This window comes from Lentzea californiensis, from assembly GCF_024648825.1.
In the GTDB taxonomy this organism is placed as follows: Bacteria; Actinomycetota; Actinomycetes; order Mycobacteriales; family Pseudonocardiaceae; genus Lentzea; species Lentzea californiensis.
On record NZ_JANBBE010000001.1, the window covers coordinates 1,987,572 to 2,011,180 of the forward strand.

General features: G+C 69.7%; 17 protein-coding genes. 9 read left to right on the forward strand and 8 right to left on the reverse strand.

What is annotated here, in order from left to right; genetic code table 11:
• Nucleotides 1-6: 6 nt before the first annotated feature.
• Complete coding sequence (locus LX88_RS10290) at nucleotides 7-1,317, reverse strand: cytochrome P450 (RefSeq protein WP_258947483.1); 1,311 nt, start codon at nucleotides 1,315-1,317, stop codon at nucleotides 7-9.
• A gap of 180 nt (nucleotides 1,318-1,497) precedes the next feature.
• Here LX88_RS10290 and LX88_RS10295 point away from each other — a divergent pair, with 180 nt between their 5' ends.
• Both LX88_RS10295 and LX88_RS10300 read left to right on the forward strand, forming a co-directional pair.
• The gene (locus LX88_RS10295) at nucleotides 1,498-2,316 is read left to right on the forward strand and encodes an SAM-dependent methyltransferase (protein WP_258947484.1); all 819 of its coding nucleotides are present in this window, start codon (nucleotides 1,498-1,500) and stop codon (nucleotides 2,314-2,316) included.
• Nucleotides 2,317-2,418: 102 nt separating this feature from the next.
• Nucleotides 2,419-4,503, forward strand: coding sequence for a putative bifunctional diguanylate cyclase/phosphodiesterase (locus tag LX88_RS10300; protein WP_258947485.1), 2,085 nt, complete (start codon nucleotides 2,419-2,421; stop codon nucleotides 4,501-4,503).
• On the opposite strand, the gene LX88_RS10305 is transcribed toward LX88_RS10300, so the two are convergent.
• Together LX88_RS10305 and LX88_RS10310 are read right to left on the reverse strand one after the other, a co-directional pair.
• Nucleotides 4,500-5,498, reverse strand: a complete 999-nt coding sequence (locus LX88_RS10305) for an alpha/beta hydrolase (RefSeq protein WP_258947486.1) — start codon at nucleotides 5,496-5,498, stop codon at nucleotides 4,500-4,502. The genes LX88_RS10300 and LX88_RS10305 overlap by 4 nt on opposite strands.
• A 17-nt stretch (nucleotides 5,499-5,515) precedes the next feature.
• Nucleotides 5,516-6,829 (reverse strand): cytochrome P450, encoded by a 1,314-nt coding sequence (locus LX88_RS10310; protein WP_258947487.1) that lies wholly within the window; start codon nucleotides 6,827-6,829, stop codon nucleotides 5,516-5,518.
• 162 nt (nucleotides 6,830-6,991) lie between these two features.
• On the opposite strand from LX88_RS10310, the gene LX88_RS10315 reads away from it, so the two are divergent.
• Together LX88_RS10315 and LX88_RS10320 are read left to right on the forward strand one after the other, a co-directional pair.
• Nucleotides 6,992-7,807: an SAM-dependent methyltransferase gene (locus tag LX88_RS10315; RefSeq protein ID WP_258947488.1), complete on the forward strand. Its 816-nt coding sequence runs from the start codon at nucleotides 6,992-6,994 to the stop codon at nucleotides 7,805-7,807.
• 105 nt (nucleotides 7,808-7,912) lie between these two features.
• Nucleotides 7,913-10,033 (forward strand): putative bifunctional diguanylate cyclase/phosphodiesterase, encoded by a 2,121-nt coding sequence (locus LX88_RS10320; protein WP_258947489.1) that lies wholly within the window; start codon nucleotides 7,913-7,915, stop codon nucleotides 10,031-10,033.
• Between the two features lie 42 nt (nucleotides 10,034-10,075).
• Here LX88_RS10320 and LX88_RS10325 read toward each other — a convergent pair whose 3' ends face one another.
• Nucleotides 10,076-11,023 carry a chitinase gene (locus LX88_RS10325; RefSeq protein WP_258947490.1) on the reverse strand — a complete coding sequence of 316 codons (948 nt, stop codon included), beginning with the start codon at nucleotides 11,021-11,023 and terminating at the stop codon, nucleotides 10,076-10,078.
• A 196-nt stretch (nucleotides 11,024-11,219) separates the two neighbouring features.
• Between LX88_RS10325 and LX88_RS10330 the strand changes: the two genes are divergently transcribed.
• Both LX88_RS10330 and LX88_RS10335 read left to right on the forward strand, forming a co-directional pair.
• Nucleotides 11,220-14,357, forward strand: a complete 3,138-nt coding sequence (locus tag LX88_RS10330; RefSeq protein ID WP_258947491.1) for an ATP-dependent helicase — start codon at nucleotides 11,220-11,222, stop codon at nucleotides 14,355-14,357.
• Between the two features lie 97 nt (nucleotides 14,358-14,454).
• The gene (locus tag LX88_RS10335) at nucleotides 14,455-17,814 is read left to right on the forward strand and encodes an ATP-dependent helicase (RefSeq protein WP_258947492.1); all 3,360 of its coding nucleotides are present in this window, start codon (nucleotides 14,455-14,457) and stop codon (nucleotides 17,812-17,814) included.
• A gap of 457 nt (nucleotides 17,815-18,271) precedes the next feature.
• Here the strand turns inward: LX88_RS10335 and LX88_RS10340 are convergent, their stop codons facing one another.
• Both LX88_RS10340 and LX88_RS10345 read right to left on the reverse strand, forming a co-directional pair.
• A complete protein-coding gene (locus tag LX88_RS10340) occupies nucleotides 18,272-18,805 on the reverse strand; it encodes a hypothetical protein (protein WP_258947493.1) in 534 nt (177 codons plus the stop codon).
• Between the two features lie 76 nt (nucleotides 18,806-18,881).
• Complete coding sequence (locus LX88_RS10345; protein ID WP_258947494.1) at nucleotides 18,882-19,262, reverse strand: DoxX family protein; 381 nt, start codon at nucleotides 19,260-19,262, stop codon at nucleotides 18,882-18,884.
• A 62-nt stretch (nucleotides 19,263-19,324) separates the two neighbouring features.
• Here LX88_RS10345 and LX88_RS10350 point away from each other — a divergent pair, with 62 nt between their 5' ends.
• The 3 genes from LX88_RS10350 (at nucleotide 19,325) to LX88_RS10360 (ending at nucleotide 22,528) form a co-directional block, all read left to right on the forward strand.
• Nucleotides 19,325-20,767: a M20/M25/M40 family metallo-hydrolase gene (locus LX88_RS10350; protein ID WP_258947495.1), complete on the forward strand. Its 1,443-nt coding sequence runs from the start codon at nucleotides 19,325-19,327 to the stop codon at nucleotides 20,765-20,767.
• Nucleotides 20,764-21,807 carry a potassium channel family protein gene (locus LX88_RS10355; RefSeq protein WP_090065736.1) on the forward strand — a complete coding sequence of 348 codons (1,044 nt, stop codon included), beginning with the start codon at nucleotides 20,764-20,766 and terminating at the stop codon, nucleotides 21,805-21,807. Before LX88_RS10350 ends, LX88_RS10355 begins: the two co-directional genes overlap by 4 nt.
• A gap of 82 nt (nucleotides 21,808-21,889) precedes the next feature.
• Nucleotides 21,890-22,528, forward strand: coding sequence for a hypothetical protein (locus tag LX88_RS10360; protein ID WP_258947496.1), 639 nt, complete (start codon nucleotides 21,890-21,892; stop codon nucleotides 22,526-22,528).
• On the opposite strand, the gene LX88_RS10365 is transcribed toward LX88_RS10360, so the two are convergent.
• Nucleotides 22,497-22,952, reverse strand: coding sequence for a hypothetical protein (locus LX88_RS10365; protein WP_258947497.1), 456 nt, complete (start codon nucleotides 22,950-22,952; stop codon nucleotides 22,497-22,499). The two genes, LX88_RS10360 and LX88_RS10365, sit on opposite strands and share 32 nt — an antisense overlap.
• 43 nt (nucleotides 22,953-22,995) lie before the next feature.
• The gene (locus LX88_RS10370; protein ID WP_258947498.1) at nucleotides 22,996-23,577 is read right to left on the reverse strand and encodes a single stranded DNA-binding domain-containing protein; all 582 of its coding nucleotides are present in this window, start codon (nucleotides 23,575-23,577) and stop codon (nucleotides 22,996-22,998) included.
• Nucleotides 23,578-23,609: the final 32 nt, after the last annotated feature.

The following is a 23,609-nucleotide window of genomic DNA, read 5'->3' on the forward strand; positions in this document are numbered from 1 at the left end:
CTCCAACTAGTTGCGGGGGACGGCCTTCATGAGCAGGCCGTTCGGGTACGGCGCGGACGTGAACTTGACGCGCGCCGGACGGGTGGGGGAGAGGCGCCACTTCGCCGCGATGGTCGCGAGCGTGATGACGATCTCGGTCTGGGCGAAGGTGTTGCCGAGGCACTGGCGGTTGCCGCCGCCGAACGGGATGAACGCGCCGCGCGGCAGGCCGGCGGTGAACTCGGGCGTCCAGCGGTCGGGCCAGAACCGTTCCGGCGACGGGAAATAGCGCTCGTCGTGGTGCAGCGCGTGGGGGCTGACGATCACCTCGGCGCCGGCGGGCAGGGTGACCTCGCCCAGCTGGACCTCGGTGAGCGTGCGGCGCATCACGAACCAGATCGGGTACTTCCGCAGAGTCTCCTGCACGATCCGGGCCGTGTAGGTCAGCGACGCGACGTCCGCGAACGTCACCGGCCGGTCGCCCACCACAGAGTCGACCTCGGCGTGCAGCCGGCGTTCGACCTCCGGGTCGTTGCCGACCTCGTAGAGCGCCCAGGCCAGCGCGATCGCCGTGGTCTCGATGCCCGCGGTGAGCAGGGTCAGGACCTCGTCGTAGGTCTGCTGGTCCGTCATGCCGACGCCGTCCTCCTGCGCCAGCAGCAGCATGGACAGGACGTCGCCGTTGTCGGTGCCGTCCGCGCGCCAGCTCTCGATCACTTGCAGCACAACGGCTTTCATGCGCGCGATGGCCGCGTCGAACTCCCGGTTGCCCGGAAGGGGCAGCTTCTCCACGAAGGACGGGGACAACGCGCGGATCATGCCCTGCTGGATGACCGTGAAGATGGACCGGCGGACCTCCTCGACCGCGCGTTTGCCGATCTCCGTCGAGAAGAGCGTCTCACCGACGATGGTGACCGCGAGCTCCTGCATGTCCTCCTCGATGACGCGGACCTCGCCGGGGCGCCACCGCGCAGCCAGCGAAGCAGCAGCACGAGCCATCGTCGAGGCATACGCTTCAATCCGTTCCCGATGGAATGCCGGCTGCATCATCCGGCGCTGGCGCAGGTGGTACTCGCCGTTCGACAGCAGCAGGCCGGTACCGAGGTACGGCTGGAACTTGTCGAACATGGCGCCCTTGCGGAACTTCGATCCCTGCGACACAAGCACTTCGTGAGTCAGCGAAGGACTCGTGACGAAGTGCGCGTGCAGCGGGCCGAGGTCGAGACGCACGACGTCGCCGTGTTCGTGCAGCGCGTCGGTGAACTTGGCGCGTTGCGTGAGCATCGACGGCGTGTGCCCGAGCAACGGCCAGCGGTGGGGAGCCACCGGGACGGGCATTCGGACTCCTGAGGAGTTGGGCCGAATGGGAATGGACCACCCTAGGAGCCGTTTGGGCGAAGACGACAGTGCCTGAACGGGTGGTTCGGCGTCACTCTGATGGGGCAGTGCGGGTGGCGCTCGGGTGACTAAGCTCGTGCGTCTTCCCCCGGACAGCCACGAACCGAAGAGGTGTTCCCCGTGGCACAGAACCAGAACTGGGTTCCGCTCGGCATCGACACGAACGTGCCGAGCATGGCCCGCGTCTACGACTACATCCTCGGCGGCGCCCACAACTTCGCCGCAGACCGCCAGGTCGGATCGCAGATCGAGAAGCTGGTGCCAGGCCTGCCCAGCGTCGCCAGACTCAACCGCCGGTTCCTCGGTCGCGCGGTGAACTTCCTGATGGACCAGGGGATTCGCCAGTTCCTCGACATCGGTTCCGGCATCCCGACCGTCGCGAACGTGCACGAGGTCGCCCAGGAACGCGACCCGGCCGCGCGCGTCGTCTACGTCGACAAGGACCCGGTCGCCGTCGCGCACAGCCAATTGATGCTGTCCGACAACAAGAACGCCGCCGTCGTGCAGGCCGACATGCGCGAACCGGAGGTCGTGCTGTCGAGTCCCGAGGTGAAGAGGCTGCTGCGCCCCGACGAACCGGTCGGGCTGCTGATGCTGCTCATGATGCACTGGGTGCCCGACGAGGACAGCCCGGAGAAGCTGGTCGCCCACTACCGCGACGCGCTGCCCGCCGGCAGCTTCATGGTGATGACGCACGTGGCCAAGGACCAGATCGACGACACCGTCGACCAGGCCGCCGCGGTCGTGAACCGCAGCAAGAGTGCCGACCAGATGCACATGCGCAACCACGCGCAGGTCAGCGCCTTGTTCGAGGGTTTCTCCCTGGTGGAGCCCGGTCTCGTAGGGTGCGGGGAGTGGCGTCCGGACGGACCGGGGGACTTCGCCGACGAGGCGTCCATGAACATGTTCTTGTACGCTGGGGTCGGTCGTAAGGACTGAAACCACGCTGTAGTGTCGGAGGATCACACGGTTGGCGCAACGGGCGCCGACTGCCGGTAGGTAAACTGCCGAACACTCTCCACCCCATGCAGGGCAACGGGAATGACGGAACCAAGCCGAAGACCCGATGCCGCTCCACCCGAGGACACCGCCGCGGTCCGTGCGCGAGAAGCCTTGTCGCGCAAGTGGAGCTACCTGCTCAGCAGCGTCGTCGTGGTCGCGCTGAGCAGAGACGAGCTGGACGCCGAACTGGGCGCGCGGCTCGACGCGTTGTGCGCGGCACTGCACAGCGAACCGTTCGACCCTGCTCCGTTCGAGGAGGCGGGCGAACGGCTCGTCGCTCTCGGCTACGTCAACGAGCCCGGGCTCAGGCGCACGGTCGACGTGCTCGGCAAAGGCCTGCTGACGCTGGAGGAGTTCCGTTCGAGCGACCAGCACACGGTCCGCGTCGTCGGCGGGATCGGCGCGCTGACGTGCGGCTTCACCGCGGCACGGGCGCACGCGATCCTGGACCAGCAGGAGAGCATGCAGCGCTCGTTGCTCAAGGCCGCCCATGACGCGCAACGGGATCAGCGCCAGAGCGAGGCGAAGTTCGAGGGCATCGCGTCCTCGTCCACGAACGGCGTCCTCATCGTCGGTCTCGACGGCCGCCTCGCCTGGGGCAACGAGTCGATCGGTGTGATCGTCGGACGTCCGCTGGAGCCGGGCACGCGTCTCGTCGAGCTCATCGCGCCGGACTCGATCGTCGTGTTCCGCGAGATGATGGAACGGGTGCTGTCCGAGCGCGGCGAGTTCGAGCGGGAACCGATGCAGCTCGTGCGCGGTGACGGCGAGTTCGCCAAGGTGACGCTCACGGCGTCGCTGCTGCGCGACGACGACGGCAAGGCCAGCCACGTCCTCGTGATGGCGGACGACGACACGGAACTTGCTTTGTTGCAAGGAGAACTGCGCCGGCAGTCGTTGCACGACGTGCTGACCGGGCTGCCGAACAGGCAGTTCTTCACCACGCACCTCGAGACCGTGCTGCGCAGGGCCGATCCCGAGTTCGGCGTGACGATCTTCCACCTCGACCTCGACGCGTTCGGACTGGTGTGCAACAGCCTCGGCGCGCGGGTCGGCGAACACCTGCTCCAGCACGTCGCACGCAGGCTGCGAACCCTGATGTCGCACGAGAAGGCCATGGTCGCGCGGTTCGACGGCGACGAGTTCGGCATCCTCGTGGAGAACACGGCGCTCACGCCGGACGTCGCGGCCACGATGGCGACCATCAACGCCGACCTGGCCGAACCGACCTATGTGGACGATCACGGTCTCGCCGTGTCGGTGAGCGCGGGCGTGGTGCACAGGCCGTCGCCCGACGTCGACCCGATCGAGCTGCTGCGCACGGCCGACCTGGCGTTGCGGCAGGCCAAACGCGACCGCCGCGGCCAGTGGGAGTTGTTCCACACCAACGAGGACGCCGCCGGACGCCGTGACGCGGCGCTCGCCGTGGTGATGCCGGGAGCGTGGGAGCAGGGTGACATCGGCGTCGTCTACCGGCCCGTCCGCGAGCTGGCGACCGGCGCCCTGGCCGGCGTCGAGGCCCTGCTGCACTGGGACCTCACCGACCGCTGCGCCGCACTCGCCGACGAGAGCGGGCTCATCCTGCCGATGGGCGAGTGGCTGATCAGGATCGCCACCGGCCAGGCGCAGTGGTGGCGCCAGCGCGGCGAACTCGACCAGCAGTTCGGCGTGCGGCTCACCCACCACCAGTCGACCGACGCGGACCTGGTGTCCCGCGTCGCGAAGGTGCTGGAGGAGACCGGGATGCCGGGCGCCGGGCTGACGCTGAGCATGCCGGTCGGCGTGCTGGGCGTGGCCGTCGCGGCGGACAACCTGAGCACGCTCGCGGACATGGGCGTCCGGATCGCGCTCGACGACTTCGGGCTCGGGCCGCGCGACCTGGCCTGGCTCACGGCGCTGCCGGTGGTGTCCGTGCTGGTGCCGGAGGACCTGGTGCACAGGCAGGATCCCCGTTGCGCCGCACTGGTCCCGGCCGTGCACGAGCAGGGCGTGAACGTCTGCGTGGACGGCGTCCAGACCGCCGAGCAGGAGAAGTGGTGGCGTGAAGCGGGTGCCGACCTCGCGATCGGCGCCCACTACGGCTCCCCGCGTGACGCGGGCGAGTTCCTCCGGAAGTTCAGCTAGAGACCGCGTTGCCACGCGACGACGGCCGAGTGGTAGCTGCCGGCCGCCTTGGTGTCGAAGTTGAAGACGTGCCCGTACCCGTTGACGACGAAGCCGTCGACCCGCGGTGCCTTGGGGTAGAACGGCTTCTCTGACCTGACCAGCGCCTGGGCCGAGGAGCAGTCGGCGCCGAGCGGCGGGGTGCCGCAGAAGTAGTCGGCCGAGGTCTGGACGGTCATCACCGGCACGTCGATGAGGGCGCTCACCGGCAGCACGAGGTTCGACATCAGCGCGGTGGTGACGAACTCGCTCGCCGAGACGACGTCCTTCGTGGCCTCGTCGAGGGTGTTCACGGCGGCGACGCTCGGGCCGGGCGCGTGGAACATGCCGTAGCGCGAGCCCGGTGCCGTCGTCAGGTAGCCGACGTCGAGGCCGCGCAGGCTCAGCTTCGGGTCGAGCAGCGCGGGGATCAGGTTCGTCAGCGCGGGCACGGCCCTGACGTAGTCCCACTGGTGCGTCATGCCGGTGACCAGGACGCCGTCGACGTCGCGGTACCTGCCCGCCTCGGCCATCGCGATGGCCGAGCCGATCGAATGCCCGCCGACGAGCACCTTGGTGAACCGGGGCCGCAGGTTCTGGATGACCTGGTGCACCGCCTCGGCCTGGTTGGGCACGTCGACGAGGATGCTCAGCGGCTTGGTGCTCCTGCCGGAACCGATCCGGTCCACGGCCATGGTGGCGATGCCCGCGCTGTTCATCGCGCGTGTGACCGAACGGGTCTCGCCTTCCACCGGGATGTCCCAGTAGCCGCTGGTGTAGGTGCCGCCGGGGACGAGCACCTGGACGGTCCTGGCTCCCTGCGGGACGCACAGCCTGCCGTACATCGTCTGCCTGATGAGCCCGAACTGAACGGGCGTGAACACGTCCTCGCAGGTCGTCGCCGCGGCACTGGCCGGGGCGGGAACCGGCAGGAGGGCAGCGAGCAGCACGGCGGCACAGAGCCGACGGAAACGCATGGGGGAACAACCTCCAGCTAGCGGGGGACGACCTTCATCATCAGGTCGTGGGGGTAGGCCGCGTTCGTGAACTTGGTGCGCACGGGCCGGTCGGGGACCAGCCGGTAGCGCGCGCAGACCGTCGCCACCACGATGGCGATCTCGGTCAGTGCGAAGTGGTTTCCGATGCATTGGTGGATGCCGCCGCCGAACGGCACGAACGCGCCCTTCGGCAGCCGCCTGGCGCGTTCGGGCGTCCAGCGGTCCGGGTCGAAGCGCTCCGGGTCCGGGAAGTTCGCGGGGTCGTGGTGCATCGTGTGCGGGCTGAGGATCACCTCGGTGCCCGGAGGCAGGACGGCGCCGCCGAGCTCGACCTCCACGGCCGTGCGGCGCATGACGAGCCAGAGCGGGTACTTCCGCAGGACCTCGGTCGCCACCTGGCCGACGTACGTCAGCTTCGGCACGTCGTCGATGGTCACGGGACGCCCGGCCAGCACCTCGTCGACCTCCGCCACGACCCGCCGTTCGACCTCGGGGTCGGCGGCGATCTCGTGGAAGATCCACGCCAGTGCCAGCGCGGTGGTCTCGATCCCCGCCGTCAGCAGCGTGATGACCTCGTCGAAGACCTGCTCGCCGGTCATCGGTTCGCCGGTCTCGGCGTCCCTGGCCATCAGCAACGTCGAGAGCAGGTCGCCGTGGTCGGTGTCGTCGCCACGACGGCTCTCGATGACCTCGTGCACGATCGCACGCATCCGGGCGATGGCCTCGTCGAACTCGCGGTTGGCCGGGATGGGCAGCTTCTCGACGAACCCCGGCGAGAGGGCGCGCAGGATGCCGTTGCGGATGATCACGAACACGGACCGGCGGGCCTCGGCGATCGCCTTCTTGCCGATCTCGGTGGAGAAGAGGGCCTCACCGACGATCGTGACGGCGAGGCCCTGCATGTCCGCTTCGAGCTGTCTGACGTCGCCGGGACGCCAGCCGTCCAGCAGGTCGAGCGTCGCGCGGAGCATGGTGTTCGCGTACCCGGCGATCCGGTCGCGGTGGAACGCCGGCTGCATCATGCGGCGCTGGCGCAGGTGGAAGGCCCCGTTCGAGACGGCGAGCCCGTTGCCGACGAACGGCCGGAACTTGTCGTACATCCGGCCTTTGTGGAACTTCGGTGCGTCGGTGACCAGCACCTGGTGGGTCAACTGCGGGCTGGCGACGAAATAGGTGCGCATCGGCCCGAGATGTACTTCTACGAGATCACCTTGAGCCCGTAAATTCCCGGTGAATGCGAATCTTTTCCTGAGCATAGGCAACGAATGCCCGAGAAATGGCAGCCTGCCGGGCGCCACCGGGACGGACATCAACGCTCCTCGCGAGGGGAAAGAGTCGAGTCACCCTATGAGTCGTTCGGGCGACCGTGACAGTGCCCGATCGGGTGGAGTGCGTTCACACTTGCGGCCTAGTCGCTCGCGCTTTGTGCATGACTAAGCTAGTGCGTCCGCAACCTGAAGAGGTGAGTAGTCGTGTCCGACGTGCAGAACTGGGTTCCGCAGAGCGTCGACGTCTCCGTGCCGAGCGCGGCACGCGTCTACGACTACCTGCTCGGGGGCGCGCACAACTTCGCGGTCGACCGCCTGATGGGCGACAAGGCCGAGCAGATGATGCCGAACTCGCGCAACGCGGCCAGGCTCAACCGGGCCTTCCTGCGCCGCGCGGTGCGCTTCATGACCGAGCAGGGCGTGCGCCAGTTCCTGGACATCGGCTCGGGCATCCCGACCGTGGCCAACGTGCACGAGGTCGCGCAGGAGGAGCACCCGTCGTGCCGCGTCATGTACGTGGACCGCGATCCCGTCGCCGTCGCGCACGGTGAGCTGATCATCGCGGGCAACGACCGCGTCGGCGTGCTGCAGGCCGACATGCGCGACCCGGACAGCATCCTCAACAGCGGCGAGGTGAACCGGCTGCTCGACTTCGGCCAGCCGATCGGGCTGCTGATGCTGTTCATGGTCCACTGGGTGCCGGACGAGGCCGACCCGCAGAGCCTGCTCAAGCGGTACCGCGAGGCGCTGCCCAGCGGGAGCTACCTCGCGATCTCGCACATGGCGGGCGACCACGTCAACGACGACGCCCGGTCGGTCACCGACAGGATGGCCAAGGCGGGCGGTGGTGACGTCACCTATCGCGACCGCGCCGAGGTCGAGTCGTTCTTCGGGGATTTCGAACTCGTGGAGCCCGGACTCGTCAAATTCGCCGAATGGCGACCTTCCGGTCCCGGTGACGTCTCGGATGATCCAGCGGTGAACAGGATCGCGTTCGCCGGTGTCGGCAGGAAGCCATAACGTTTATCGATGGTGTGATGTCGATTCACGCGACCGGTTGAGGCGTGGTCGACTCTGCGTGGGTAAACTGCCGGACCTCAGAGCCATTGCGAGGCGGCCCACCGAATGTCGAAGCCGAGTCGAATACCAGACGCAACGCCTTCGCCTCAGGACAATGCGAGGGCGCGGACGACGCTCGCCCGGAAATGGTCGTACCGCCTGCTCGGAGCAGTCGCGATTCCCCTGGGCCGAGATGATCTCGACGAGGAACTGCGCATCCGGCTGGACGCGCTGTGCTCAGTGCTGCACGAGGAGCCGTTCACGACCGCCCCGGTCGAGGCGGCGGGCGCCGAACTGGCGGGGCTGGGCCACCTCGGCCGGTTCGGGCTGCGGTGCACCACCGAGGTCCTCGGCAAGGGCCTGCTCGCGCTCCCGGAGTTCCAGCCGGTCGAGCGGTACGCGGAACGCATCGCGCTCGCGATGGGCGCGCTCGGCGCCGGTTTCACCGCGGCGAACGCGGAGTCCGTGCTCGCGCAGCAGGAGAGCATGCAGCGGTCGTTGCTCAAGGCGGTCCGCGACGCGAACTGGAACCTCAGGGAGAGCCAGGCGCGCTTCAACGAGGTCGTCACGTCGTCCACCAACGGCGTGCTGATCGTCGACCTCGAGGGCAGGCTGCTCCAGGTGAACGCGGCCACCGGCCAGATCCTCGGGCGCACCTCCGACGAGCTCACCGGCATGCCGCTGCTGGACCTGATCGACCCCGACTTCACCGAGGTGCTGCGCGAGGCGATGACCGACCTCGCGTCCGGTGCCATCGAGCGCTTCCGTCAGTCGCAACGGCTGCTGCGCGAGGACGGCGAGTCCGCGCCGGTGACGCTGGCCGCGTCGCTGCTGCGCGGTGCCGACGAGCAGCCGATGCACTTCGTCGTCGTGGTCGAGGACGGCACCGAACTGGCGCTGCTGCAGAACGAGCTCAAGCGGCAGTCGCTGCACGACCCGCTGACCGGGCTGCCGAACCGCCAGTTCTTCACCACGCAGCTGGAGACCGCGCTGCGCAAGGCCGATCAAGAGCACGGCATCACCGTCTTCCACCTCGACCTCGACGCGTTCGGCATGCTGCGCGACAGCTTCGGCGGCCGGGTCGTCGAGCGGTACCTGCAGCACGTGACCGGCCGGCTGAAGACGTTGCTGGCGGGCGAGAAGGTCATGATCGCCCGGTTCGGCGGCGACGAGTTCGGCCTCCTGCTGGAGAACAGGGCGACGACGCCGAGCATCGACGCGATCATGAAGAGCATCAACGACGACCTGGTGTCCGAACCGACCTTCGTGGACGGTCATGGCGTGTCGGCGTCGATGAGCGCGGGCGTCGTGCACCGGCCCGGCACCGGCGAGGAACCGCTCGACGTGCTGCGCGCGGCGGAGAGGTCGTTGCGCCGCGCCAAGAAGGGCAGGCGCGGGCAGTGGGAGCTGTTCCACGCCGGCCAGGACGCCGAGGAGCGCCGGGACGACGCGCTGGCCGTGGAGATGCCCGCCGCGTGGGAGAACGGCGAGATCACCGTGCGGTACCGGCCGGCCGTGCGCCTCGAAGACGGCGAGGTCAGCGGTGTCGAGGCGGAGTTCCACTGGGACAGCCCGGAAGCCGGCGTGCTGGGCCACGACCGGTGCGCGGAACTGGCCGAGCAGACCGGCCTGATCCTGCCGCTCGGCGGGTGGCTGCTGAAGGTCGCCGGCGGTCAGTCGGCGTGGTGGCGGCAGCGCGGGCAGCTGGACATGGCGCTGGCCGTGCGGCTCACCGCGCACCAGTCGTCCGACGCGGACCTGGTCTCACGGGTCGTGGAGGTGCTCGACCAGATCGGGGTGCCCGCCGGGAAGCTGATGATCAGCATGCCCTGCGGCGTGCTCTCCGTGGCCGACGCGGCGGACAACCTCGCGGTGCTGGCCCGCATGGGCGTGCTGACGGCGATCGACGACTTCGGCATGGGACCGCTGGACTTCGGGCTGCTCGCGTCCGACCTGCCGGTGCGGGCCGTGCGGGTCGCGCCAGGTCTGGTGAAGAGCCGGTCCCCGTACGTGGCGGCGCTGCTGCCGTTGTTGCGCGAGCGCGACGTGGCGGTCGCCGTGGAGGGCATCGACAGCGCCGAGCTGGCCGAGTGGTGGCGTGCCGCCGGAGCCGGCTTCGCGACCGGCGACCACTTCGGGGTGGCGCGGGAGCCGGGCGAGTTCCTGGAGACCTTGGGACTCCGGTGACCGGACGGGGTCGGGGTCACGTCCGGCCACCGGAGAAATCCTCTAGCCGGTGAACTTCGCCAGCGCCTTGGTGAACTCGAAGGTCTGCTGGTCGATGCCGCTGCACGAGGAGCTCATCGCCCCGCAGTTGCCGCGGTCCCGGTTCACGGCCCAGAACGAGACGCGGGCCAGGTGCTTGGAGTTCGCCCAGGTGACGATGTCGCGGAAGTTCTGCGGGGTGACGGTCTCGCCGGTGTCGGTCTTGCCGTTCATCGACGACAGGCCGCTGCGCCGGTACGCCGCGTCGTCGGTGAGGCCGTAGGTCGACTTGACGTGGTTCTTCAGGCCGTCGACGGCGCTCTTGGTGAGCGCGAGCATGTCACCGCTGCTGCCCCAGTCGAACGGCATGACGGCCCACGTGTCGATCGGCGCGCCGAGCTCCTTGGCCCGCGTGATCAGGCGCTTGCCCCAGGAGTTCGGGCCGGTGCGGTCGGTCGGCATGGTGATGACCGTCTTCACGCCGGGGTTGTTCTGCTTGACGATCTTCAACGCGCCGAGCACGCGGTCCTGCGTGGCGTTGTTCTCGAACTCGGCCGCCTCGATGTCGATGTCGATCGCCTTGAGCGCGTAGGCGTCGATCACCTTCTGGTAGGCGCCGGCGAGCGCGGCCGGTGAACCGCAGAACTGGCCGAGCTTGTTGCCGGACCAGCCGCCGATCGACGGCACCGCGTCACCGCCGGCCGCGCGGATCGAGTTGATCAGGGTCTTGTCGGACCCGGTCAGCGAGCGGCTGCCGTCCCACTTCGGGTTGCAGGTGCCGTCGCTGAGGATGAAAGCGAGGGTGAACGACTTGATGCCCGTCTGCTGCATCACGGTGGCGGGGTCGGGCTGACCGCCCCACTGGTAGAGGTAGGGCGCCGCGAGCACGGGGTTGACGGCCGCCTGTGCGGTCGTGGGCAGCATGATCGCCGCGCACGTGGCAGCGACAGCGCCGACGAGGAACCGCTTCATCAGTCCTCCAAAGACTGCTCGGTCCAGGGCGGCGGAGCTGGCAGTGAGGGGGCTCACAACGTCTTCAAAAGTGGACTAGACCACCACTATCTGTCAAGAAGGTAGACGAAATCGGCCGGTGGTTCGTCCTGTGCCGTTCGCCCCTGGTCGGGCGGCCTTTGACGATCTTGTCGGTGCCGCGTGGTGCAATCGACCCGTGGCACTTCCACCCCAGCTGGTCCGCCGAAGGCCGGAGACGCGTCCGCGTCCCCGGTGGGACGCCGCTGCCCAGCGGGTCTTCTCCCGCGAGGGCTTCGTCCGGGTGCTCGGCGGCCCCGGCACCGGCAAGACGACGCTGCTCGCCGAACTGGCCGCGCACGTCGTGCTGGAACACGGGGCGGATCCGGAGAACGTGCTCGTGCTGACGGCGAACAGGCGCGCGTCGGTGGCGTTGCGCGCGCAGATCACGCAGTTGCTGACGGGACGGTTGTCGGCGATCCGCGAACCGTTGGTCCGGACCGTGCACTCCTACGCGTTCGCGGTGCTGCGCAACCAGGCGGTGCTGCAGGGCGAGCCGCCGCCGCGGTTGCTGTCCGGGCCGGACCAGGACGCGATGGTGCGCGAACTGCTCGCCGGTGACGTGGAGCTGGGCGCGTTGAAGTGGCCGGAGCGGTTGCGGCCGGCGCTGGAGCTGCCGGGGTTCGCGCACGAGCTGCGGGATCTGCTGCTGCGCGCGGCGGAACGAGGGCTGGGGCCGGAAGACCTGATCGAGCTCGGTGAGCGGCACGGGCGCGACGAGTGGGTGGCGGCCGGGCGGTTCGGGGCGCAGTACGAGGCGGTGAACCTGCTGTCCGGGATGGACTCCGCGACGGCGTACGCCCCCGCCTACGACGCGGCCGAGCTGGTGTCGTCGGCCTACGCGGCGTTCGTGAACGACGAGGACCTGCTGTTCGGCGAACGGCGGCGCGTGCGGTACCTGCTGGTCGACGACACGCAGCACCTCGACCCGATGCAGTACTCGCTGATCCGCTCGCTCGGGTCGGGGGCGGCGCGGTTCGTGCTGGCCGGTGATCCGGACCAGGCGATCTTCACGTTCCGCGGTGCCGACCCGGAGATCCTGCGGGACGCCGCCGGCGAGACGGTCGTGCTGCGGCAGTCGCACCGGATGATGCCCGAGGTCCGGGACGCGGTGGCCCGGCTGGCGGCGCGGCTGCCCGGTGCTTCCCCTGCTCGCTCGGTCGACCCGGTCGACGGCGAGGGCTCCGTGCAGGTGCGGTTGCTCGCGTCGTCCGCGCAGGAGGCGACGTGGGTGGCGGACCAGCTGCGGCGTTCGCACCTGGCCGACGAGGTGCCGTGGTCGCAGATGGCCGTGGTGGTGCGGTCGGCGACGTTGTCCCTGCCGGTGCTGCAACGGGCCCTGCTCGCCGCCGGCGTGCCGGTGTCCGTCGCGTCGGACGAGCTGCCGTTGGCGCAGCAGCCTTCCGTGCGTCCGCTGCTCGCTCTCGTCCGTGCCGCCGCCTCGCCAGGATCGTTGGACGAGGACGCGGCGGCGATGCTGCTGTCCTCTTCGTACGGTGGCGCGGATCCGTTGGCGCTGCGGCGGTTGCGGCGCGGTCTGCGGCGCCTGGAGATGGCCGCGGGCGGGGACAGGCCGAGCGGCGACCTGCTGGTCGAGGTCGTGGAGAGCGGGGACAGGCTGGCCGCGCTGGAGGACGCGGAGTCGTTGCCCGCGCGGCGGATCGGGCACCTGCTGGCGTTGGCGCGCAAGGCGATCGAGGCGGGGAAGTCCGTCGAGGTCGTGCTGTGGGACCTGTGGACGGCGACGGGCCTGCAGGAGCGCTGGGTGGCGCAGTCGGCCCGGCGCGGACTGCTCGGCATGCAGGCGGACCGCGATCTAGACGCGATCGTGGCGTTGTTCGAGGCGGCCGCGAAGTACGTCGACCGGTTGCCGGGTTCCGGGGTCGCCGGGTTCGCGGACTACCTGGAGTCGCAACGGATCGTCGGCGACACGCTGGCCGCCTCGGCCCCGGCCGGTGAGGCGGTGTCCGTGCTGACGGCCCACTCGGCCGCCGGGCGCGAGTGGGAGGTCGTCGCGGTGCCCGGCGTCCAGGAGGGCAGCTGGCCCGACCTGCGGCTGCGTGGCACCGTGCTGGGCGTCGAACGCATGGTGGACGTGCTGGCCGGGATGGAGCCCTCGGTGTCGGCGGTGGCGCCGATCCTGGCCGAGGAACGCCGGCTGCTGCTCGTCGCCGCATCCCGCGCGCGGTCGAAGCTGCTGATCAGCGCCGTGCGTGGGGAGGACGAGCAACCGTCGCGGTTCCTCGACGAGATCGAGTCGTCCGCTGAGGACGAACGGAAGCTGCACCGGCCCCAGCGCGGCCTGGTGCTGGGTGAGCTGGTCGGCGAGCTGCGCCGGGTCGTGTGCTCGGACTCCGAGGCCCCCGATCGGCGCTCGCGTGCCGCGGAACAGCTGGCCCGGCTGGCCGAGGCGGGGGTGCCCGGTGCGCACCCGGAGTCCTGGTACGGCCTGGCGGAAGTGTCCATCGACGCTCCACTGTGGACTGAGGAGCAGAAGGTCAGCGTGACGCCGTCGACGATCGAGGTGATCACGAAGTGCCCGTTGCGCTGGGTCGTCGAGCGCCACGGCGGGCAGGACCCGGCGGAGCTCGCCTCCGTGACGGGCACGCTCGTCCACGCGCTGGCGCAGGCGGCGTCGTCCGGTGCGGACGCGCAGCAGCTCAGGGTGAAGCTCGACGAGGCGTGGGCCGCGGTGGACGCCGGCGCCCCGTGGTTCTCCCGCCGCGAACGCATGCGGGTGGAGAAGATGCTCGACACGTTCCTCGCGTGGCTGGCCATGAGCCGCAGCCAGCTCACGCAGGTCGCGGTCGAGGAGGAGATGGTCGTCGACGTCCCCAAGCGCGACGGCGGGCCGTGGCTGCAGGTCAGGGGCCGGGTCGACCGTCTGGAAAAGGACGAGGACGGCCGCCCGGTGGTGATCGACCTCAAGACCGGCAAGAGCCCGGTGTCGCGCGAGGCGTCCCAGGAACACCCGCAGCTGGCCGTCTACCAGCTGGCGTCGTCGCTGGGCGGCTTCACCCACATCGGACTCGGAACCGAGCCAGGCGGGGCCCGCCTGCTCTACGTGGCGAAGGAGGACAAGAAGACAGGAGCCGTCGAACGCACCCAGGCGCCGCTGGACGAGCAGGGCGTGCAGGCGTGGCTGGAGGTCGTGCAGGGGGCCGCGGAGTCCGTGCTCGGGCCGAACTACACGGCGCGGGAGAACGCGGACTGCGACCGTTGCCCGGTCCGCACCACGTGCCCGGTCCACCCGTCCGGCCGGCAGGTCAGCGAGTAAGTGCTGTTGACCTGCGTGTTTCATGCTCTCGAACTGTCGGCGAACACACCGTCCGGGGTGGTGCGGCCGCGTCCGGCCCGGGTAGGAAGATGTACTGGTGACCGTCAGCCCGTTCGAGATCGCTGAGGCGCTCGGGCTGAACAAGCCGACACCCGAGCAGGCCGAGGTCATCGCCGCACCCGCGCAACCCGCGCTGGTCATCGCCGGCGCCGGAGCGGGCAAGACCGAGACCATGGCCGCGCGCGTGGTGTGGCTGGTCGCGAACGGGCTCGTGCTGCCCGATCGCGTGCTCGGCCTGACGTTCACGCGCAAGGCCGCGCGCCAGCTCGCGGACCGCGTGCGCGCCCGGCTGCGCAGGCTGGCCGGATCGTCCCTGCTGGACGATCTCGATCCCAGCGGCGAGCGCAAGATGGCCGTGCTGACCGGTGAGCCCGTGGTGCTGACGTACCACGCCTACGCGGGGCGCCTGGTGACCGAGCACGGGCTCCGGCTGCCCGTGGAACCCGGCGTGCGGCTGCTGACGCAGACGGCGTCGTGGCAGCTCGCGCACCGGGTGGTGTCGACGTGGGCCCGCGACCTCGACACGGACAAGGTGCCGGCGACGATCACCGGGTACCTGCTGTCGCTGGCCGGCGAGCTGGGCGAGCACCTGGTGACGCCCGAGGCGTTGGAAGCGCACGCCCTCGAGTTCTGCGCGCTGGTCGAGAACGCGCCGCGTGCTCCCCGCCAGCGGGACGCGTTGCCGGAGAAGCTGCGCGAGATCGTTGCGGCGCAACGGTTGCGGATCGCGATGCTGCCGTTGCTGGACGCGTACCAGCAGCGCAAGCGCAAGGAAGCCGCGCTGGACTTCGCGGACCAGATGTCGCTGGCAGCGCAGCTGGCCGGGTTCGACGAGGTGTCCACCGGGGAACGCGAGCGGTACGGCGCCGTCCTGCTGGACGAGTACCAGGACACCGGGCACGCGCAGCGCGTGTTGCTGCGGTCGTTGTTCGGCGAGGGCAAGCCGATGCCGGTGACGTCCGTGGGGGACCCGGCGCAGGCCATCTACGGCTGGCGCGGGGCGTCGGCGGCGAACCTGCCGCGCTTCGCCGACGACTTCCCGCCGACGAGGAAGTTCGGTCTGCTGACCAGTTTCCGCAACCCGCCCGAGGTGCTCGAACTCGCCAACGCCGTCTCGTTGCCGTTGCGCGAAGCCGGGCTGGACGTCGACGAGCTGCGCGCGAGGCCCGGCGCCGGACCGGGCGACGTGCGGTTGGCGTTGCACGCCGACATCCGCCAGGAGCTCGACTGGATGGCGGACAACGTTGCGGCGCAATGGGAAGCGCACCTCGACACCGAAGGCGTGCCGCCGACCGCGGCCGTGCTGGTGCGCCGCCGTTCGGACATGGCAGCCATCGCCGCGGCCCTGCGCGAACGCGGTCTGCCGGTCGAGGTCGTCGGCCTCGGCGGCCTGCTGGACGAACCCGAGGTGCGCGACCTGGTGTCGGCCCTGAGGGTGCTGGTCGACCCCTTGGCGGGCACCGCCGCCGCCCGCCTCCTGACCGGCTCGCGCTGGCGCCTGGCGGCCGTCGACCTGGCCGCACTGTGGTCGAGGGCCCGCGACCTGGCGGGCGTCGCACCGCGACAGTCCGTTGTGGATGATCCGCTGATGGTGCTGGCGGACGCGTTGCCCGGCGAACACGCCGAACAGGCAGGCCTGGCCGACGCCCTGGACGACCCGGGCGACCCGGACGCATACTCCACCGACGGCTACCGGCGGATCCGGCGGCTCGGCGGCGAGCTCGCGGCGTTGCGGCGCAGGCTCGACCAGCCGCTACCGGAACTCGTGGCCGACGTGGAACGCACCCTGCTGCTGGACATCGAGTCGATGTCACGCCCCGGCATGGTCGGCCGCGCCCACCTCGACGCCTTCTCCGACGTCGTGACGGACTTCGCCGCCGCCTCCCCGTCCGCCACACTCCCGTCGCTGCTCGACTACCTCTACACGGCGGAGCACGCCGAAGACGGCCTGGAACCCGGCGAGGTCGAGGTCTCCGAAGACCGCGTGCAGATCCTCACCGTCCACTCCGCGAAGGGCCTGGAGTGGCACATCGTCGCGCTGCCGCACCTGGTCAGAGACGTCTTCCCGGGCCGCAAGAAGTCCTCGTGCTGGCTCAAGTCCGTGACCGAACTGCCAGCCCCCCTGCGCGGCGACTCGGCCGACCTCCCCACGCTGAAGCTGTCCGCCGGCTACAACCGCAAAGAGGTCGACGAGGCGCTCACCATCCACGCCGAGGAGTTCGAGGAACGCCGCCTCGTCGAGGAACGCCGCCTCTTCTACGTGGGCGTCACCCGAGCCGAACACAGCCTGCTGATGTCGGGCCACTGGTGGGCGGAGGCAGGCGACAAGCCCAAGGGCCCGTCGGTCTTCCTGCAGGAAATGCACGAGGTCCTGCAACGCGACACCGCACCCGGCGACGTCTCCTGCTGGGCCCCCGAACCGGACGCGGACACCCCGAACCCGCTGGCCGAGGACGTGAAGTCCTCGATCTGGCCGTCAGACCCGCTAGGCAAACGCCGCGACGCAGTAGTCGAAGGCGCCGAGATGGTCCTGGCCGCCCTCGACACCCTGCGCAACGCCCCACCGGCACCACTACCGCTGATCTTCGAAGACCCCGCGCCCGAACTCCTGGACGAGGACTACCCGCCCCCCACCGACGAGCCCCCGGACGACGACTTCCCGCCAGAACCAGAACCACTCCCCGACGACGTCGTCCCAGACGACCCGGAACTCCCCCTCGACGAGGACCCAGAAGGCTGGGCAAAGGACGTGGACGTCCTGCTGGCAGAACGAGCGGCGTCCCAGAACCGCCGCGAACAGGTGGCCCTGCCAGACCACCTGTCGGTCTCACAGCTGGTGGAACTGGCAAAGGACCCAGACCTCCTGGCCCGCCGCCTGCGCCGCCCACTCCCGTTCCCCCCGAACCCACTGGCCCGCAGAGGCACGGCCTTCCACACGTGGCTGGAAAACCGCTTCGGCGCCACCCGCCTGCTCGACATAGACGACCTCCCAGGCGCAGGCGACGCAGACGCGGCCCCAGACTCAGACCTCGAACGCCTCAAGGAGTCGTTCCTGGCCAGCGCCTGGGCAGACCGCACCCCACACGACGTCGAAGTGCCGTTCGAAGCGGAGTTCGACGGCATCTCAGTCCGCGGCCGCATGGACGCCGTGTACCGAGACCCCGACGGCTGGACCGTCGTCGACTGGAAAACAGGCGCAGTCCCGGACGCCGAAGCCCTGCCGGCCCTGTCCGTACAGCTGGCGGCGTACCGGCTGGCGTGGTCGGCCCTGATCGGCGCGCCGCTGGAACAGGTGCGGGCCGCGTTCCACTACGTGCGGCACGACCACACGGTGCGGCCGGCGGACCTGCTGGAGGAGCAGGGCCTGAAGGACCTGATCCGGTCTGTCGAGTCTTGATCGCGAGTTGTCCACAGGCTGCCGAGTTCTGACCTGCGGTTATTTGTTGCTCGGTTAGCCTGTGGATAGCCGGGAACCGAAGTTGCGTTTCACTCGTTGCGTGACAAGGAAGCGCGCGGGGGCAGCAGCAGATCAGCAGCAGGCCAGCCTCTCGGTCAGGTCCGAGTCGTCATCAAGACGGTGTGCGAGGGCTGCGACGTCTGGATCGCGCGCGGGGGCTGCGGCGGCTGTCCGCCTGGATGCGGCGTCTCGGGCTTGCGGGCTGGTGATGTCGGTTGGGCCGCATGGCTCGGCCCTTCGGACGGCTCGGCCCTGCGAGACCGGCTTGGCTCCGCTGGACGGGCTTGGCGTGCGAGACAGGCGTGGCGTGCGGGACGGCTGGCCCTGTTCCGCCCTGCGGGACGGCACTGCGGACGGCTTAGCCCTGCGACCAGCTCAGTCCGCGACCAGCTCAGCCCTACGAGCTGCTGCCCGCCGGCGCGTGAGAAGCCTTCAAAACGCGCTCGTACAAAACCTCGAGCAACCACCGCCCGAACAACGAGGGCCCGAACTCAGGCGACCGGTCCTCCGGCGGCACCATCAACTCGGCCACGCTGTCGTCGCCCACCACGACACCGATCCCGTAGTAGTCGAGCTCGATGTACGACCAGGCCTGCGACTCGTCGGTGCGGGGGAGCATCACCGCGCACGGAGCCAGAGTCAGGAGGGTGCCGCAGGACTGGAGGGCGCGGTCCGTAGTGGACTCGCTCACCAGCACGCCGACCAGTTCGACGGCGGCCACGGGGAGGCGGTCGTGTGCCTCCGGCTCGAACCACGAGCGGAACCAGGACGGGTCGGCTCGTGGGGGCCAGCCGTTCGAGGTTCTCCATTCGTGCACGTCGGGCAGCAAACGCACTACCGCGGACACCTGCTGGCCCAGGACGGCGACGTCGGGAACGACGACTCCGTCCCAGCCGAGTGCGGTCGCGGCGCGCTGAAGGAGCGTTTGCACAGGGCGCATCCTAAGGTTCCTCGCGCAGAAAATGACAGCGTTTGCGGGATACTTGGTTAAGGATTACCCAGGGTGGTCATGGGGAGGCTTTCGCCACTTTCCACGCCCATGCGACGAGTGGGATCTGCAGCGGCAGGCGGCCGTAGGCGATGGCTCGGGCTTTGGGGGACTTGCCCCGGAAATCAAGAGCCATTTTCACGTTTGCCGGGAACACCGCCACGAACAGTGCGGTTGCCGCGAAAGCGCCCAGGCGGCGGGTTCGGGGGGTGGCCACCGCCGCGGCCACGGCCAGTTCGGCGGCGCCTGAGACGTACGTCCACTGCCTCGGGGTGCCGGGCAGCGAGCGGGGGACGATCGCGTCGTAGTACTTCGGCCTGGTGAAGTGGGTTGCTCCGGCCAGGCCCAGCAGTGTGGCGAGCGCCATCGCCGACCGCGCTCGGGAACGGGTTGGTTCCATGGCGTCACCCTGTCATGCCTACGCCGCGTAGGCGAGACGGGGCTGGCCTATCCTCCACGGCCGTGGCAGGTGATTCTCGTCATTCCGAAGGCACAGAACGCACCGAACGCGCCGCTGTCGCCGCGCTGGCCGATTCGTTCGTGGCCGGGCTCTGCGAGTGGATCAGGATTCCGAGCATCGGGGTCGACCCCGCGCATCACGCTGACGTACGGAGATCCGCCGAGTGGCTGGCGGACGCGCTGCGGGAGGACGGCTGGCCGGAGGTCGCGATCTGGGGTGACGGGCCGGCGCTTCCCGCCGTGTTCGCCTGCTGGCCGGCGAGCGATCCGGACGCGCCCACCGTGCTCGTCTACGGGCATCACGACGTCCAGCCAGTCGATCCGGTGCAACGCTGGGAGCATCCGCCGTTCGAGCCCGTGATCAGCGGCGACGAGATCAAGGGGCGCGGTGCGAGTGACGACAAGGGGCAGGTCGCGATGCACCTGCTCGCGGTCAAAGCGCATCTCGCGGCCACCGGGCGGAATGCGCCGGGCGTCACGCTGAAACTCTTCGTCGAAGGCGAGGAGGAATCTGGATCACCGCATCTGCGAAAGCTGCTCGAAGATCACGAAGCCGAACTCGGCTGTGATCTTGTGGTGTTCACCGACACGGCATTGCACGACCGTGACGCGCCGACGGTCAACACCGGGCAAAGGGGTGTTCTCGGGGCTGAAATCACGTTCGAAGGCGGCGCGGACGATGTGCATTCCGGGCGTGCGGGCGGTGCCATTCCGAACCCGGCCACGGCTCTCGCGAAACTGGTCGCCGCGCTGCACGACGACGACAACAGGATCCGGCTCGAAGGCTTCTACGACGACGTCCTGGAACCGTCCACAAAGGAGCGCGAGGACTACGCCGCGCTGCCGTTCGACGAGCGGAAGTGGCTCCAGCACAACGGTGGCGGCGCCCAGGCGACCCACGGCGAGACCGGCTACAGCACGCTCGAACGGATCTGGGTGCGGCCCACCGCCGAGGTCAACGGCATCAGCAGCGGATACACCGGGCCCGGCCTGAAGACGATCATCCCCGCGACGGCGACCGCGAAGATCAGCTTCCGGCTCGTGCCCGACCAGCACCCGGAGAAGGTCGCGCAGCAGCTCAGCCGGTTCGTCGCCGAGCACACGCCGCCGGGCATCACGGCGCGGGTCGCTCTCAGGGGCGAAGGGGTGCCGCCGTACGCGATCAGCCCCGACGACCCGGCCAACGCCGCGGTCAAACAGGCCCTGGAACTCGCGTTCGACCAGCCCGTCCGGTTCGCGCGGGCCGGCGGGTCCGGGCCCGCGGCGGTGCTCCAGCAACGACTCGGGGTGCCCCTGGTGTACCTCGGCGCGACCTTGCCGGATGATCGCGTCCACGCGCCGAACGAGCGCGTAGTGGTGCCGTTGCTCCTCAAAGGCGCGGAGGCGGCCGCTCACCTGTGGCGGATGCTTGCCCAAGCGGAGATCGCGAAGAGGTTGTCCCGATGAGCCTGTCTGATGAAGCGTCGCACTCGCTCGTCGGCGTGATCAGGATGCCGGACAAGGTCGAGAGCCCTGTCCGCGCGATCCTGAAGCGCGTGATCGGCGCGATGGCGGCGTTGCTGCTCGCGGTGATGATCGTCTACCTGGACCGCGACGGCTACCGCGACGTCAACGAGGACGGCGTCTCGCTGCTCGACGCGTTCTACTACGCGACGGTGTCCCTCTCGACGACCGGCTACGGCGACATCACGCCCGCGTCGTCGTCGGCGCGGCTGGTCAACGTCCTGGTCATCACGCCGTTGCGGGTCCTGTTCCTGATCGTGCTGGTCGGCACGACACTCGAAGTTCTCACGGAGCGCTCACGTCAGGCGTTGCGCATTCAAAAGTGGAGGCGGGTTGTGCGGGACCACGTGGTGGTCGTCGGCTACGGCACGAAGGGGCGTTCGGCTGTCGCGGCGCTGCTCGGTGACGGTGTCGACCCCGGTTCCATCGTCGTCGTCGACACCGTGCAGGAGTCGCTCGACGCGGCGTCCGCCAAGGGGCTGGTGGTCGTGCACGGCTCCGGTACGCGCAACGACGTGCTGAGGGTCGCCGGTGCGGCCCGTGCGCGCGCGATCGTCGTCGCGCCGAACCGGGACGACACGGCGGTGCTGGTGACGTTGACGGCCCGCGAACTCGCGCCCAAGGCGCAGATCGTGGCGTCGGTGCGGGAACGGGAGAACGAGCACCTGCTCAAGCAGTCCGGCGCGGACTCGGTGGTCGTGTCGTCCGAGACGGCCGGTCGCCTGCTCGGCATGGCCACCGCGACGCCGTCCGTCGTGGCGATGGTGGAGGACCTGCTCACGCCCGACGCCGGGCTGGCGATCGCCGAGCGGGACGTCGAGAAGAGCGAGATCGGCGGATCGCCGCGGCACCTGCCCGACATCGTGCTCGGCGTGGTGCGGGGCGGGACGCTGTTCCGGGTGGACGCTCCGGAGGCCGACGCGATCGAGCCGGGAGACCGGCTGCTCTACGTCAAGAAGGTGACTCCACCCGGAGAGGAGTGAGCGCGCGCCCTCCGTGTGGTCCGATGCGGGGTGGTCCCCACCGCCGGGGAGCCGTGCCGGGCGAACGCTCCTCGGAGGACGCATGGATCTGCCGCTGGTCCTGACCGTGATCGGCCTCGTCATGCTGGTCGTGGTCGTGGTGCTCTCGATCGTGTACTCAGGGGACGAGAGCGGGAGACTTCGTTCCGCCTCAGTGGCCGCTCGTTCCCTCGAGAGCTTGGCGCGCAAGCCCGGCTGGACGCGGGTCTCCGACGAGGAGGACATGCCGGCGGGGCGGATGAGCGCCCTGCCCGGGCTGGGACGGCGCGGCACCGTGGCAGGAGTGCACGAGCGGCGTGCCGTTCGGGTCGCCGTCTTCTCCTCGACGACGACGTCCGGCGGGCTCGGCACCACCGGCTACTCCCACACCGAGCGAACCTTCCCGGCACTCGTGGTGGTGCTGGACGCACCGGAACTGACCGGAGACCTGAGGATGAACCCGCCTCGGCCCGGCGCGGGCTACGAGATCTCGGGCGACCTGGCGCCGGACATCGAGCGCAGGGTCGTCGCCCAGCTCAAGTCGTACCAGCCACCTGCCGTGGACGTCGCCGGCGGCGTCGCGTGCTTCACCTTCACCGACCTGGGCCTCGCCGAGCAGGCAGAGGATCTGGTCGCCATGGCGTGCGACGTCGTGGAGATCCTCGCGAAGGCTAAGGAGCCGGCTCCGTCCGCCGAGGAGTAGGCATCACGGCCGGTGCGCGCAGAGGCGCGTAGCGGAAGAGGAACGCGTAGAAGCCGCCCGCCAGCGCTGCCATGCACAGCAGCAGCGCGGTGAGGCGGCGCCCGACCGGGAGTCCGACGGGCAATGAGGCGGCGGACGACACCATCTCGCCGCCGGTGTTCACGATCTCGACTGTCTCGCCCTTGGTGTGACCGCAGCCGTCGAGCTTGGCCTGCTTCTTCTGGCCGTCGGCATCCCACTCGACCGTGTCCATGCCCTGGCCGCACGAGCCGCTCTCGACGACTGTCGCGGTCACGGGTCTAGGGGGTTCCTCGGCGCCCAACACCTTGGCGGGCAAGAAGAGCGCGAGCGCGACCCCGATCCCGACCAGTCCGACGACCAGCAGGATGAACACCCATCTGTCCGGGCTTCGCGGAACCGCCACACTGCGATGTTCGCAGACGCGGCGGCCCGCGTGGAGCCCAGGTTTATTTCGCCAGCCGGCGCAGCTGGTCGACCTTGATGGTCTTGCCGTCGGTCACCGAACCGCTCACGGTGACGAGGTCACCGTTCTTCGGCTTCTCGGTCACCGAGGACAGGTCCAGCGACGTCTGCAGGCCGTCGACCTGGATCAACGTGGCAGTGTTGCCGTTGACGTCCTTGACGGTGCCGCGTGCCTGGGCCTTCGCCAGCGCCACGTTCAGCGCCTTGCCGTCCTTCACGCGCACGGTCACGCGCTGGTCGGCCTTCAGCCCGGCGAGATCGCCCCCGCGCAGCTTCGTGGAGTTGTCAGTGGTCAACGACACCTCGCTGCCGTCGTCCTTGGTGATCGTGAGCTTGCCGGTCTCGACCGACTTGACCCGCCCGACCACGAGAGTGCTGTCCTTGAGCTTGGCCTTGTCCGGACGGCCGGGCTTGCCGGGGCCGCCGGGTGCGCCGAGGTGGCGCTCCGCGAACGCCGCGTTCGGTGGGCGGTCGGGGCCCTCGGCCGCCGTCGCGACCGCGATGCCGCCGACCGTGAGGCCGACGGCCGCGACGATGGCGCCGGCCCACGCAGATTTCTTCGACATGCGCACCAGCGTGCGGGTGCATGCTGAGCGCA